15 protein-coding genes are annotated in these 13,158 nt (G+C 72.6%); 6 read left to right on the top strand and 9 right to left on the bottom strand.

Annotation, left to right across the window (positions count from 1 at the left end; translation table 11 throughout):
- The 5 genes from VGX25_RS35195 to VGX25_RS35175 all read right to left on the bottom strand — a co-directional run.
- Positions 1–1,017: PPE domain-containing protein (locus VGX25_RS35195; RefSeq protein WP_326922316.1), on the bottom strand; the 1,017-nt coding region annotated here is incomplete at its 3' end.
- Complete coding sequence (locus VGX25_RS35190; protein ID WP_326922315.1) at positions 1,017–1,406, bottom strand: transcriptional regulator; 390 nt, start codon at positions 1,404–1,406, stop codon at positions 1,017–1,019. The genes VGX25_RS35195 and VGX25_RS35190, both read right to left, overlap by 1 nt.
- Before the next feature lie 112 nt (positions 1,407–1,518).
- Positions 1,519–2,061 carry a GNAT family N-acetyltransferase gene (locus VGX25_RS35185; protein ID WP_326922314.1) on the bottom strand — a complete coding sequence of 181 codons (543 nt, stop codon included), beginning with the start codon at positions 2,059–2,061 and terminating at the stop codon, positions 1,519–1,521.
- Between the two features lie 44 nt (positions 2,062–2,105).
- Entirely contained in the window at positions 2,106–2,576 is a 471-nt protein-coding gene (locus tag VGX25_RS35180; RefSeq protein WP_326922313.1) for a DUF1707 domain-containing protein, read from the bottom strand.
- Positions 2,577–2,738: 162 nt separating this feature from the next.
- Complete coding sequence (locus tag VGX25_RS35175) at positions 2,739–4,511, bottom strand: acetyl/propionyl/methylcrotonyl-CoA carboxylase subunit alpha (RefSeq protein WP_326922312.1); 1,773 nt, start codon at positions 4,509–4,511, stop codon at positions 2,739–2,741.
- Positions 4,512–4,622: 111 nt separating this feature from the next.
- On the opposite strand from VGX25_RS35175, the gene VGX25_RS35170 reads away from it, so the two are divergent.
- Entirely contained in the window at positions 4,623–5,339 is a 717-nt protein-coding gene (locus tag VGX25_RS35170) for a hypothetical protein (protein ID WP_326922311.1), read from the top strand.
- Here the strand turns inward: VGX25_RS35170 and VGX25_RS35165 are convergent.
- From VGX25_RS35165 to VGX25_RS35150, 4 genes are all read right to left on the bottom strand, one after another.
- Entirely contained in the window at positions 5,311–5,952 is a 642-nt protein-coding gene (locus VGX25_RS35165) for a Maf family protein (RefSeq protein WP_326922310.1), read from the bottom strand. The genes VGX25_RS35170 and VGX25_RS35165 overlap by 29 nt on opposite strands.
- 256 nt (positions 5,953–6,208) lie before the next feature.
- Positions 6,209–7,819, bottom strand: coding sequence for a DHA2 family efflux MFS transporter permease subunit (locus VGX25_RS35160; RefSeq protein WP_326922309.1), 1,611 nt, complete (start codon positions 7,817–7,819; stop codon positions 6,209–6,211).
- A 21-nt stretch (positions 7,820–7,840) separates the two neighbouring features.
- The gene (locus tag VGX25_RS35155; protein ID WP_326922308.1) at positions 7,841–8,059 is read right to left on the bottom strand and encodes an acyl-CoA carboxylase subunit epsilon; all 219 of its coding nucleotides are present in this window, start codon (positions 8,057–8,059) and stop codon (positions 7,841–7,843) included.
- 12 nt (positions 8,060–8,071) lie between these two features.
- Positions 8,072–9,709, bottom strand: coding sequence for an acyl-CoA carboxylase subunit beta (locus VGX25_RS35150; protein WP_326922307.1), 1,638 nt, complete (start codon positions 9,707–9,709; stop codon positions 8,072–8,074).
- 85 nt (positions 9,710–9,794) lie between these two features.
- Between VGX25_RS35150 and VGX25_RS35145 the strand changes: the two genes are divergently transcribed.
- From VGX25_RS35145 to VGX25_RS35125, 5 genes are all read left to right on the top strand, one after another.
- Entirely contained in the window at positions 9,795–10,616 is an 822-nt protein-coding gene (locus tag VGX25_RS35145; protein WP_326922306.1) for a biotin--[acetyl-CoA-carboxylase] ligase, read from the top strand.
- Positions 10,617–10,668: 52 nt separating this feature from the next.
- Positions 10,669–11,250, top strand: a complete 582-nt coding sequence (locus VGX25_RS35140; RefSeq protein WP_326922305.1) for a PH domain-containing protein — start codon at positions 10,669–10,671, stop codon at positions 11,248–11,250.
- 4 nt (positions 11,251–11,254) lie between these two features.
- The gene (locus tag VGX25_RS35135) at positions 11,255–12,190 is read left to right on the top strand and encodes a hydroxymethylglutaryl-CoA lyase (protein WP_326922304.1); all 936 of its coding nucleotides are present in this window, start codon (positions 11,255–11,257) and stop codon (positions 12,188–12,190) included.
- The gene (locus VGX25_RS35130; protein WP_326922303.1) at positions 12,187–12,765 is read left to right on the top strand and encodes a GNAT family N-acetyltransferase; all 579 of its coding nucleotides are present in this window, start codon (positions 12,187–12,189) and stop codon (positions 12,763–12,765) included. The genes VGX25_RS35135 and VGX25_RS35130 overlap by 4 nt, the downstream gene beginning before the upstream one ends.
- A 92-nt stretch (positions 12,766–12,857) precedes the next feature.
- The coding region (locus VGX25_RS35125; protein WP_326922302.1) for a YbaB/EbfC family nucleoid-associated protein at positions 12,858–13,158 on the top strand (301 nt) is incomplete at its 3' end.

The following is a 13,158-nucleotide window of genomic DNA, read 5'->3' as shown; positions in this document are numbered from 1 at the left end:
CGTCCCGGTGGCCGCGACCGCCTGGCCGGCAGCGGCGGACTGGAGCGGGTCGAACACGTTCGGGCCGCCGCCGGGCACGGTGCCGCCGCCACCGCCGAAGCCGGGCGTTCCCCCGATCCCCGGGGTGGACGGCACGGATCCGCGGCCGCCGCGCGGGCCGCTGCCGGTGCGGTTGGCGCCCTGGTTGCCGCCGGACGACCCGAGCGGGGTGGCCCCGATGATCGGCTCGTTGACGGGTGCCGCGACGGTGAACGAGCCCCGCTCGAGCACCGGCCTGCGGTACGGCTCCACCTCGGCCACGGCGCCCCAGGTGCCGCCGCCACCGAACCCGCCGGGCTGCCGCGTCGGGCCGCGGTCGGGCTCGTGATCACGTTGCGGTGGCGGCAGGACCGGGGCGCCGGCCACGCTCGGCGTGGTGACCTGGACGCCCGACCGCTGGTTGCGCTGCACGTCGCTGACTCCGGCGAGCTCGGCCGGCGCGGAGAACGACGCCATCGCCGAGGTGTTCGCCGTGGTGTCGCGCTCGTAGGCGGCCATCACCTCGGACGCCAGCTGCGCGCCGGCCGCGCGGGCGGCCTCGACCGGCTCCTTGTCCTGCTGGCTGGCGATCACCTGGGCGGCCGGCGCCAGGGTGGGATCGGCGGCGGCCGGCGTCGCGCCGTCCGGTGCCGCGCCGTCCGGCACCGGCATCTCGGCCCGCGCCCTGGCCAGGAACTCGGCCTGCTCCTCGACCAGCCTGCGCATCTCGCTGGCCTGGGCGCCGGTCTGGCCGGCCCAGTCCACCAGACCGGACAGGCTGTCGTACGCCCGGCCGGCGGCGCGCCCGGTCCAGCCGGAGCCGGTCTGCCCGATGGCCGCCCGCAGGTCCTGCCCGACCTCGGAGAGCGTGGCGGCGATCGCGGCCCAGCGCCGGGACGGTCCGGCCGATGCGGCCGGGCCCGCGCCCTCGTGCAGGAGCTTGTACAGCTCCTCGTGGCTGAACCCCTGCCACCTGATGGTGTCCGCGTGCTCGGGCATCAGTCCCCCGTTCCCTCCTGCTTGCCGACCGTGACGCTGTTGTCCTCGTCCGACGCCTGGTACTGGTCGGCGGTGCGGTCGAGGGTCTCCACGGCGGTGCTCAGCTGCTGGCGGTAGGCGCGCAGCATGCCGAGCGCGGACTCGGCGGCGTCGACGGCGCGTTCGTTGAAGGCGGTGGTGGCCACGGTGCTCACCGGGTCGTTGGCCCACCTGGCGACGCGGAGATCGGCGTCCGCGAGCGTGATCTGCTCGTCCACCTTGGCCAGGGCGTCGGCGAACGCGTCGCGCAGCGCCGGCACGGCTCCGGGTTCGACGACCAGAACGTTCGAGGAGTTGCCGTTCCCCTGGCCCTGTCCTTGACCCGAGCCCTGGTTACTGCCTGCTCCCACGCCGTCCTCCGATCTGGGTACTCGCGGATACCGATGGTGTGCCAACTGTATCCGGCAGTGATGCTCGGATTCGACGATTCGGCCAGATTTCCGTAAACCGCAATGTTTCCGCTCAGTCCCGGGTGAGCAGCCGAACCACCACTCGCTCTTCGGTGCCGTCCCCCAGCTCGGCTTGCTCGACCTGGTCGGTCACCAGGAAGCCGCACTTCTCGGCCACCCGCGCGGACGCCAGGTTGCTCGAGAAGTGCCGGTACACCACGCACTTCAGCCCGACCGCACCGAAACCGAATCGCAAGGCGGCGGCCAGCGCGCGCGACGCCATGCCGCGCCCGCGCCCGGCCGGATGGGTCCAGCACGCCGCCTCGGCCGTGCCCGCGGTCAGGTCGAGCTCCTTGAGGCCGACCTCGCCGAGCAGCTCGCCGGTGAACGGATCGGCGACCGCCCAGGAGTAGCGGACGTCCCGCGCCCATTCCCGCGTCCGGCGGGCGATGTACGCGCCGGCGTCGGCGAGATCGTCGATCTGGTAGCCGGGAACCCAGCGCCGGGTGTCCGGGTCGGCGAACCCCTCGAGCACCGCGGGCCGGTCGTCGATGTGCTCGTCGGCGCGCAACGCCCGCAGATAGTAGAGGCCCAAGTTGATCTCGACCGGTTCCACGGCCCAACGTTAGTCCCGGGGACCGACATTTCCGTACGGGCCGGCTACTCGCCCCGGCCCAGCTCACGGCGCCGGCGGTGGTCCCAGCGGTGCTGGTCGTGGCGCCAGTCCTCACCCCAGATGGCGCCGCCGACCACCGCCACCGCCGCGGGCAGCAGGAAGACGAACCAGACCTTGAAGAGCGTGAAGAACAGGATGACCGCGACGATCGCCGACAGCGGCACCGCCGCGGCCCACAGCCGCTGCGCCAGCGGCCGCTCGTCCCAGCTCGCCGGCTTGCCGCCGGCCAGGCTCGAGGACGCGGCGAGCGTCTGGCCGAAGCTCGGGCGCGGGTCCGGCAGGTCCCTGAACAGGGCGAGCAGCTCCCCGCGGGTCCTGGCGGCGGCCACCTGCGCGGTGCGCTCGCCGTACTCGTCGACGCCCAGCCGCCCGACGCTCAGGTGCTCGCCGAGCTTGCTGATCGCATCCTCCCGCTCGACGTCACTGATCCGGAGGTCCGACGGCTCAATCTCCACACCAGAAATCGTACGGGCTGCGTGGGATTGCCCTTGCTCGTTCGTCGCTCGGGCGGCTCGCGGCCTTGATCCGGTGTCTTCCCTCGTGCGCTGCTCGGTCGCTCGCTCCCTGCGCTGCTCCTCAGTCCAGACACCGGCGGCCGACTCGCGAGGGTGGGCGTATCAGTCCTTGATCTCGCAAAGCACCGTGCCCTGCGTGACGGATTCGCCTTGGCCGACGGCCAGGCCGGTGATCGTGCCGGACTTGTGCGCGGTGACCGGGTTCTCCATCTTCATGGCCTCGAGGACGACGATCAGCTCGCCGGTCTCGACCTGCTGGCCGTCCTCCACGCCGATCTTGACGATGGTGCCCTGCATGGGGGCGGTCACCGCGTCACCGGAGGCGCCGACGGTCTTGCCGCCGCTTCGCTTGCGGGGAGCGGCCTTCGCGGTCGCCTGCTCGCCTGCGGTGGCGGCGGCGAGGTTGGCCGGCAGCGAGACCTCGAGGCGGCGGCCGCCGACCTCCACCACGACGCTCTGCCGCGGCTCCTGCTCGGTCACCTCGGCGGCCCCGGCGAACGGGGGGATCGTGTTGTCGAACTCGGTCTCGATCCACCGGGTGTGCACGGAGAACCCGGTGTCGTCGCCGATGAACGCCGGGTCGCGGACGACCGCGCGGTGGAACGGGAGCACGGTGGCCATGCCCTCGACGACCATCTCGTCGAGCGCGCGGCGGGCCCTGGCCAGCGCCGCCGCGCGGTCCTCGCCGGTGACGATCACCTTGGCCAGCAACGAGTCGAACTGGCCGCCGATGACCGTGCCGGACTCGACGCCGGCGTCCACCCGCACGCCGGGGCCGTCCGGCGCGACGAACCGGGTGACCGTTCCGGGCGCCGGCAGGAAGTTGCGGCCGGCGTCCTCGCCGTTGATCCGGAACTCGATCGAGTGGCCGCGCGGCGTGGGATCCTCGGTGTGCCGCAACGGTTCCCCGGCCGCGATCCGGAACTGCTCGAGCACCAGGTCGATCCCGGTGGTCTCCTCGGACACCGGGTGCTCCACCTGCAGCCGGGTGTTGACCTCGAGGAACGAGATCGTGCCGTCCTTGCCGACCAGGTACTCCACCGTGCCGGCGCCCGAGTAGCCGGCCTCGCGGCAGATCTCCTTGGCCGAGCTGTGGATCGACGCGCGCTGCTCGTCGGTCAGGTACGGCGCGGGCGCCTCCTCGACCAGCTTCTGGTGCCGCCGCTGCAGCGAGCAGTCCCGGGTGCCCACCACGATCACGTTGCCGTGCTTGTCGGCCAGCACCTGCGCCTCGACGTGCCGCGGCTGGTCGAGGTAGCGCTCGACGAAGCACTCGCCGCGGCCGAACGCGGCCACCGCCTCGCGCACCGCCGAGTCGTACAGCTCGGGAATCTCCTCCAGCGTCCTGGCCACCTTCAGGCCGCGCCCGCCACCCCCGAAAGCGGCCTTGATCGCGACCGGCAGGCCGTACTCCCGGGCGAACGCGACCACCTGGTGCGACCCGGCCACCGGCTCGCGGGTGCCGGGCACCAGCGGCGCGCCGGCCTTCATCGCGATGTGCCGGGCGGTCACCTTGTCGCCGAGGTCGCGGATCGCCTGCGGGTCGGGCCCGATCCAGGTGAGCCCGGCGTCGATCACCGCCTGGGCGAAGTCCGCATTCTCGGAGAGGAACCCGTAGCCGGGGTGGACGGCGTCGGCGCCGGAGCGCTTTGCGACGCCGAGCAGTTTGTCGATGGACAGGTAGCTGTCCGCTGCGGTGGAGCCGCCGAGGGCGAACGCCTCGTCGGCCAGGCGGACGAACACGGCGTCCCGGTCGGGATCGGCGTACACCGCGACACTGGCCAGACCGGCATCCCGGCAGGCCCGGATCACCCGGACGGCGATCTCTCCCCGGTTGGCGACGAGGACCTTGCGCACGCCTTCCTCCTTGCTCATGGCTGAAAACCACGCTCCGGTGGAGTTTACGGACTCCCGGTTGATGCACTATCACGGCAAACTCGGGCGACACTTGCGCATCGCGTGTTGCCGGCACGGGGAGGGGTCGAGATGGCGGGTGGCGTTCCGCGCTCGTTGATCGTGGCCGCGGTGGTCGCCGCGGTGGTCGCCGCCGGCGCGCTCGGCGGCGCCGCGGTGCTCCGCCTGCGCGCCACCCAGTCCGCCACCACGACCGTGACCAGCGCAAAGCCGGGCGCGACGGGCGCCGTCGGGCCGTCCGGCTGCCGGGTCGGGCGTCAGTGCCAGGTGCTGGCCACGACCACGCTCGGCGGCACCGCCATCGATCTGGTGGTCGACGACGGGGGAGGGTCCGGCCGGCTGCGCGTCGGCGGTCCGAACTCGGGCCAGGTGATCGAGGCCACCATCACCGACATGGGCGTGACGCTCACCACGGACTCGCTGCAGTGCCTGGCCGGCGGCCCCTCGGCGTGCCTGATCAAGGGCCGGCACGGCGCCGGGCTGGCCGGCCAGGTCGTGGTCGGGCGCTCGGACGCGTGGCGCGCGCTGGAGCGGCCGTACGTGTCCGACGCCGGCTACCTCGCGCTGGCCAACGCCGACGGCGACGGCGAGCCGGAGGTGCTCGCGGCGCAGCACGACTGCGGTTCGGCGCCGGGAAGCTGCGACGACGCCTTCGTGCAGGTGTTCGCGCTGACCGGGACCGTCCTGGGGTGCACGAGGACCTACTCCGGCGTTGAGCGGCTGCCGGGCTATCCGGCCGTTCGCGTCACCGCGTCCCAGCTCACGCCGTGCCGGGGCCGTCCCGGCTGACCCAGACGTCGACCACGCTCACCCCGACCCTGGCGAGCAGCCGCCGGGTCAGCGGCAGGCTGATGCCGATCACGCTGGACGGGTCGCCGTCGATCCCGTCGACGAACCAGCCGCCGAGGCCGTCCAGGGTGAACGCCCCGGCCACCCCGAGCGGCTCCCCGGTGGCCAGGTACGCCTCCAGCTCCCGCTCGCTCGGCTGTCCAAATCGGACGGTCGTGCGCTCGGTGCCGGTCGCGGTCCCGGCCGGGCGGCCGCCGTTCACCCGCACCACCGCGTGCCCGGTCAGCAGCACCCCGGCCCCACCCGACATGGCCGCCCAGCGCTTGCGGGCCCGCTCAACCGTGCCCGGCTTGCCGACCACCTCGCCGTCGATGGCCAGCATCGAGTCGCACCCGACGATCACGCAGTCCGGATGGTCGGCCGCCACCTCCGGCAGCACCGCCCGCGCCTTCGCCTCGGCCAGCCCGGCGACCAACTCCTCCGGCCGGACCTCCCCGAGCGACTCGGCGAGCGCGTCTTCGTCCACTCCGGACACTCGAACGACCGGCTCCACCCCGGCCGCCCGCAACACGGCCAGCCGCGCGGGCGACGCGGAGGCGAGGATCAGGCGCACGGGTGGCGAGCCTAGCCGCTCGCCGGGTGCAACTCGGGCCCGGCTGAACCCGCCGATCGCCGACCGTGAAGTGATGACCGCGCCGCGCGCGCAGCGCGGCTATCTCTTCAGATTGCCGGCACAATCCTCACCCGCAAGCCCCCCGCGCAGCCGTGAAGGCGGAGGTGAGGATCAGGCGGGCGTAGGTCTCTCGGTTCTGCTCAGCCCAACCACGCGGGCGACGCGGAGGCGAGGATCAGGCGCACGGGTGGCGAGCCTAGCCGCTCGCCGGGTGCAACTCGGGCTGGACGTGTGTTGGGGTCGGCTCGCGCAGGCCGGCGGCGGCGATCATGCCGAGGATGAGCACGACGACGGGGAGCACCAGGGTGGCCTTGGCGGCGTTGGTGAAGCCGAGGTGGAACGCGTCGGTGGCCACGGTGCGGAGGAACTCGACGACGTTGGGTGGGAGGTCGGGCGGCGCGGCGGGGCCGGTGCCGGAGAACTGGCTCGCGGTGTTGGCCGCCTTGGTGATCTCGTCGACGAACTGGTCGCGGAACTGCAGCGGCAGGCGTTCGGCGTGCTCGCGGGCGGCGTCGGGGACCGCAACGGCGATGCCGACCTGGAGCAGCAGCCCGCTGGCCGCGCTGCCGAGAACGCCGCCGACCTGGCGCGAGGTGTTGAAGACGCCCGACGCGGCGCCGACCAGCTCACCCGGCACGGCCGACATCGCCGCGTTGGTCAGCGGGGAGTAGACGCAGCCGATGCCGATCCCGGCCACGACGAGCCCGGGGACGAGGGCGAGCGGGGCGGTGGTGGGCTCGGCCTGCCAGGCAAGCGCGATCGTGGCCGCGGCGAGCGTGCCCAGCCCGAACATCACGAAGTGCATCGCGCCGAGCCGGTCCCAGCGCCGCCCGGCCAGCGCCGCGGCCAGCCCGGCCGCCACCGCCATCGGCGCGGTGAGCAGGCTGGACTGCAGCGCGGTCAGGCCGAGCACGGTCTGCAGGTAGATGACCAGCGGCAGGAACATGCCGGTGGTGGCGAAGCCGAGCGCGGCGTGGGTCAGGTTGGCGTTGCCGAACACGCCGGCGAAAAGGCGCAGCGGTAGCAGCGGCTCGGTCGCCGCGCGCTGCCGGCGCCGCTGCAGCCAGACGAACAGCGCGAGCAGCAGCAGGCCGAACCCGATCACGTGCCACACCGCGATCGGGCCGAGCACCGGGCCCCAGTGGTAGTGCTGCCCGTTCTGCACGCCGAAGACCAGCGCGAACAGGCCGGCCGAGGCGAGCAGCGCGCCGGCCACGTCGAACCGCGGGCGCTGGCGCGGCAGCCGGTTCGGCAGGAACGCCAGCGCGATCGCCAGGCCGGCCAGCCCGATCGGAACGTTGATCAGGAAGATCCACCGCCAGCTCAGCCGCTGCACCAGCAACCCGCCGAGGACCGGGCCGGTGATGATCGCGACGCCGGCCACCGCGCCCCAGATCGTGATCGGCCCGCGGCGCCGGTCCGCCGGGAACAGCCGGCTGATGAACGCCAGCGTCTGCGGGGTCATGGCCGCCGCGCCCAGCCCCTGCACCGCGCGCGCCGCGATCAGCGTCCCGGGCGACCCGGCCAGCCCGCACCACAGCGAGGCGCCGGTGAAGATCAGCAGGCCGGCCAGCAGCACCCGCCGAGGGCCGAACCGGTCCCCGAGCCGGCCGGTCAGCAGCAGCGGAACGGTGTTGGCCAGCAGGTAGACGCTGTTCACCCAGATGATCTCGTTGAGGTTGGCGCGCAGCCCGGTCAGCATCGACGGGATCGTCACGGTGACGATCGTCGAGTCGAGCATGATCATGAAGAAGCACGCGCACAGCGCGGCGAACGCCACCCACGGGTTCCGGTCGGAGCGCACCACGAGGGCTCCTCAGCAGGTCGGTCAGCCAGGGAGACCGGATGCCCTCCACGCGCCCGGCCCGTGACTGATCGGACGGCGCAGCGTAGCCCGCGGATCCGACCAGGGCGACCGGCGCTGCTCCGGAGCCGATCCGCCACCCGCCGCGGCGATCGCGCTGACCACCGCGGTCAGCGCGGCCAGCTCGTAGTCGTCCGGCGTGCCGCGCACCACGCGCAGCAGCGGCCGCTGCTCGGTTGCCATGCGCACAGTGTCCTACAGCGGGATGTTGCCGTGCTTCTTCGGCGGTAGCGTCTCCCTCTTGTCCCGCAGCAGCCGCAGCGACCGCGCCACGTAGCCCCGGGTGTAGGACGGCGGGATCACCGAGTCGACGTAGCCCCGCTCGGCGGCCACGTACGGGTTGCACAGCGCGTCCTCGTACTCCTGCTGCAGCCTTGCCCGCAGCGCGTCGACGTCCTCGCCGGCCTCCGCGGCCTTGGCCAGCTTCTTGCGGTGCACGATGTTGGCCGCGCCCTGCGCCCCCATGACCGCGATCTGCGCGGTCGGCCAGGCCACGTTCATGTCCGCGCCGAGATGCTTGGAGCCCATCACGTCGTACGCGCCGCCGTACGCCTTGCGGGTGATCACGGTGACCTTCGGGACGGTCGCCTCGGCGTAGGCGTAGATCAGCTTGGCGCCGCGCCGGATGATCCCGTTCCATTCCTGATCGGTGCCCGGCAGGAAGCCCGGCACGTCGACGAAGGTCAGCACCGGCACGTTGAACGCGTCGCAGGTGCGCACGAACCGGGCCGCCTTCTCGCTGGCGTTGATGTCGAGGCAGCCGGCGAACTGGGTCGGCTGGTTGGCCACGACGCCGACGCTGTGGCCCTCCACCCGGCCGAAGCCGACCACGATGTTCGGCGCGTACAGCTCGTGCACCTCGAGGAACTCGCCGTCGTCGAGCACCCGGGTGATGACCTCGTGCATGTCGTACGGCTGGTTCGGCGAGTCCGGGATCAGCGTGTCCAGCTCGAGGTCGGTGTCGGTGAGCGTGTCGGCCACCGCGCCGGTCTCCTCGAAGCCCTCGAACACCGGCGGGTCGGACATGTTGTTGGACGGCAGGAAGGACATCAGCTCCTTGACGTAGGAGATCGCGTCCTCCTCGTCGGCGGCGAGGTAGTGCGCGTTGCCGGACCTGGTGTTGTGCGTGCGCGCGCCGCCCAGCTCCTCGAACCCGACGTCCTCCCCGGTCACCGTCTTGATCACGTCGGGCCCGGTGATGAACATCTGCGAGGTCTGGTCGACCATCACCACGAAGTCGGTCAGCGCGGGCGAGTACACGTGCCCGCCGGCGTTCGCGCCCATGATCAAAGAGATCTGCGGTACGACACCGGAGCTGCGGACGTTGCGCATGAAGATCTCGCCGTAGAGGCCGAGCGAGACCACGCCCTCCTGGATCCGGGCGCCGCCGCCCTCGTTGATGCCGATGATCGGCCGGCCGGTCTTCATCGCCAGGTCCATCACCTTGACGATCTTCTCGCCGTACACCTCGCCGAGGCTGCCGCCGAACACGGTGACGTCCTGGCTGAACACGCACACCGGGCGGCCGTCGATGGTGCCGTACCCGGTGACCACCCCGTCGCCGTACGGACGGTTCTTCTCCTGCCCGAAGTTGGTCGAGCGGTGCCGGGCCAGCTCGTCCAGCTCGATGAACGAGCCGGGGTCGAGCAGCATGTCGATCCGCTCGCGCGCGGTCTTCTTCCCCCTGGCGTGCTGGCGCTCCACCGCGCGGGCGGAGCCGGCGTGCACGGCGTGGTGGTTGCGGTGGTACAGGTCGGCGAGCTTGCCCGCCGTGGTGTGAATGTCCGGGAACTCCTCGGGCACTTCCCCCACCGGTTGCGTGGCGCTGCTCATGGGCAGGCAGCCTAATCGCGCGGCGATCCTGGTCGGGCCCCGGAGTGTTCACCATCTCTCGGAGATCCCACTACGGTGATTTCCTGTGTCCCATGACGTGCGAACCGATGAGCTGAAGCGCGCCCTGGTGGCGCCGTTCGGGCCCTACGCGGCGCTGGAGGTGGTGCCAAGCACGGGTTCCACGAACGCCGACCTGATCGCGGCCGCGGCGCGGGACGCCCCCGACCGCAGCGTGCTGATCGCCGGGGAGCAGACGGCCGGCCGGGGTCGCCGGTCCCGGGAGTGGGTCTCCCCGCCGTCGTCCGGCGTGTACCTCAGCGTGCTGCTGCGCCCGGCCGAGGTGCCCGCGGCCCGGCTGGGCGGGCTGGCCCTCGTCGCCGGGGTCGCCCTGGTCCGCGCGGCCCGGGACGCCGCGGGCGTGGACGCCGTGCTGAAGTGGCCCAACGACCTGCTTGCCGGCCCGGACCGGGCCAAGTGCGCCGGCGTGCTGTCCGAGGCGGTCCCTGGCGGAGCGGGTGTCGTGGTCGGCATCGGGCTGAACGTGGAGCGGTCGCCGGTGGAGATACCGCCCGGACCCGGCGGTCTGCCGGCGACCTCGCTTGCCGAGTGCGGCGCCGTGACGACCGACCGGACGACGATCGCGGGCGCGGTGCTGGCGGCGTTCGCCCAGCTTGAGGCGGCCTGGCGGGAGGCGGGCGGGGACCTGGAGGCGTCCGGGGTGCTTGCCGGCTACCGGGACGCCTGCGGCACGCTTGGCCAGCGGGTCCGGGTCGAGTTGCCGGATGGCACCGACCGGACGGGGGTGGCCGCGGACGTCGACGCGGGCGGCGCGCTCGTGATCAAGGCCGAGGACGGGACGGAGTCCGTGGTGTCCGCCGGGGACGTCGTCCACCTGCGTGCGCGGTGAGAGCTGTACGGTTACCGCGTCAACGGCGGTGTCGCTAGTCGGGAGGAACACCGTGGCCTACCCCGAGGATCTGCTCAGCGAAGGCGAGCAGGTCGTCATCCACAAGCATCCGCATTGGAAGATGCTGCTGCTGCCGTACCTCGTCCTGATCGTCACGGTGGCGGCCGGCGTCTGGCTCGCCATCCTCGCCCGGGACGCGGCGTCGCCCTGGAACACCATCTGGCTCATCGTGATCGGCGCGGTCGGGCTCATCCTGATCGTCTGGCTGTTCCTCGTGCCGTTCGTCCGCTGGCGCACGACGCACTTCATCGTCACGACCGACCGGGTCATGGCCCGCGAGGGCGTGATCAAGCGCACCGGCATCGACATCCCGATGTCCCGGATCAGCAGCGTGCGGTTCGAGCACGGGCTGATCGACCGGATCGTCGGCTGCGGCACGCTGATCATCGAGTCGTCCTCGCAGGAGCCGCTGGAGTTCGACGACATCCCGAACGTGGAGAAGGTGCACTCGCACATCTACCGCGAGGTCAACGACAACCCGCTCGACGACTACCGGTCGGTGCAGGGCGGTCCGCAGCCCACCGAGCCGTACACCCAGCCGGGCCCGCCGCAGGGTGACCGCCGCCGCAGGTAGGTCCGTGCCCGCTCGCGATCTCGGCCTGCCGGTCCGGGCGCCCCTCCCGGCGCCCGGCGAGTTGCCGGCACGCGTGACGATCTGGGAGGTCGGTGCGCGCGACGGGCTGCAGAACGAATCGGCGATCGTCCCGGTCGCGGTGAAGCTGGAGTTCCTCGACCGGCTGGCCGACGCCGGGCTCGGCGTGCTGGAGGCGACCAGCTTCGTGCACCCCAAGTGGCTTCCGCAGCTGGCCGACGCCGAGGAGCTGCTCGCCGGGCTGAAGCGGCGCTCGGGCGTCCGCTACCCCGTGCTCGTGCCCAACGAGCGCGGGTTGGACCGCGCGCTGGCCGCCGGGGTCCGGCACATCGCGATCTTCGCCAGCGCCACCGAGACGTTCGCCAGCCGCAACCTCAACCGCACCCTCGACGAGCAGTTCGCGATGTTCGACCCGGTGGTGTCCCGTGCCCGCGCCGAGGGCCTCGACGTCCGCGGCTACGTGTCGATGTGCTTCGGCGACCCGTGGGAGGGCCCGGTCGACCCGGAGCAGGTGGCCGAGGTGGGCCGGCGGCTGCTCGACATGGGCTGCTCGCAGCTGTCCCTCGGCGACACGATCGGCGTCGCCACACCGGGACAGGTCGAGCGGGTGCTCGACCTGCTGCCGGTGCACCTGGTCGCCGTGCACTTCCACGACACCTACGGCCAGGCGCTGGCCAACACGCTCACCGCGCTCCGGCTCGGCGTGTCCACTGTGGACTCCTCGGCGGGCGGTCTCGGCGGCTGCCCGTACGCCGAGTCGGCCACCGGCAACCTGGCCACCGAGGACCTGGTCTGGATGCTCGACGGGCTCGGCGTGGAGACCGGGGTCGACCTCGACTCGCTGGCCGACACCAGCGCGTGGATGGCCGAGCGGCTCGGGCGGCCCAGCCCGTCCCGCGTCGTGCGGGCGCTGCGCGGGTGACGCCGGTGCACGTGCTCGAGTTGACCGAGAAGACCTGGCCGGCGCTGGAGAAGCTGTTCGGGCCCAAGGGAGCCGACGCCGGCTGCTGGTGCATGTTCTTCCGGTTGCCCGGTCCGGAGTTTCGCACCGGCCTGTACGAGCCCAACCGCGCCGCGCTGCGCGAGCTGGCCGGCAGCGGCGAGCCGGTCGGCCTGCTGGCGATGGACGGCGAGGACGCGGTCGGCTGGGTGGCCGTCGCGCCCCGGCCGGTGTACCGCCGGCTGGAACGGTCCACTGTGGCCAAACCGGTCGATCCCGACGAGGACCTGTCCGGCGTCTGGTCGGTCACCTGCTTCTACATCCACCGCGGCGCGCGCAGGTCCGGGGTGAGCCGCCTGCTGCTCGACGAGGCGGTCCGGTACGCCGCCGAGCACGGCGCCCGGGTCGTGGAGGGCTACCCGGTCGACACCGGCGGCCGGAAGAAGGCCTCCGCCGAGCTGTACCACGGCACCCTGTCCACCTTCACGGCCGCCGGCTTCTCCGTGGTCGAGCGCCGGGGCGTGCGCAGAGCGTTGGTGCGCAAAGTCATCGGTTAAGGCGGCTAACATCACCCGGTCCGGTGGGAACCGGCGATGGGTGTGCGGCGTCAAACGACAGCCCGGCGCTCAAGTGCACTGCGGAGGTGGCCGTGACCGTTGACCACCGAGCTCAGGTCGAGGAGCTGCTCGCCGACTACCAGCGAAGCCGCGAGCAACTGGCCGCCGTGCACCGGGCGTTAGCGTCGGTGAGCGCGTCGGCCAGCAGCGAGGACGGTGCGGTCACCGCGACCGTCGGACCGCGGGGCTCACTCACCGGGCTGGTCATCGACGAGTCCGCGTACCGCAGGTACCGCCCGGCCGAGCTGGCCGACCTCATCGTGCGCACCGCCGCGGCGGCCGCCGGCCAGGCGGCCCGGTCGGCCACCGAGCTGGTCGCGCCCGTGCTGCCGC

The organism is Actinophytocola sp., from assembly GCF_035942955.1.
In the GTDB taxonomy this organism is placed as follows: Bacteria; Actinomycetota; Actinomycetes; order Mycobacteriales; family Pseudonocardiaceae; genus DASYTH01.
Note: the sequence above shows the minus strand (reverse complement) of the source record. Positions and strands in the feature narration are given on the sequence as shown.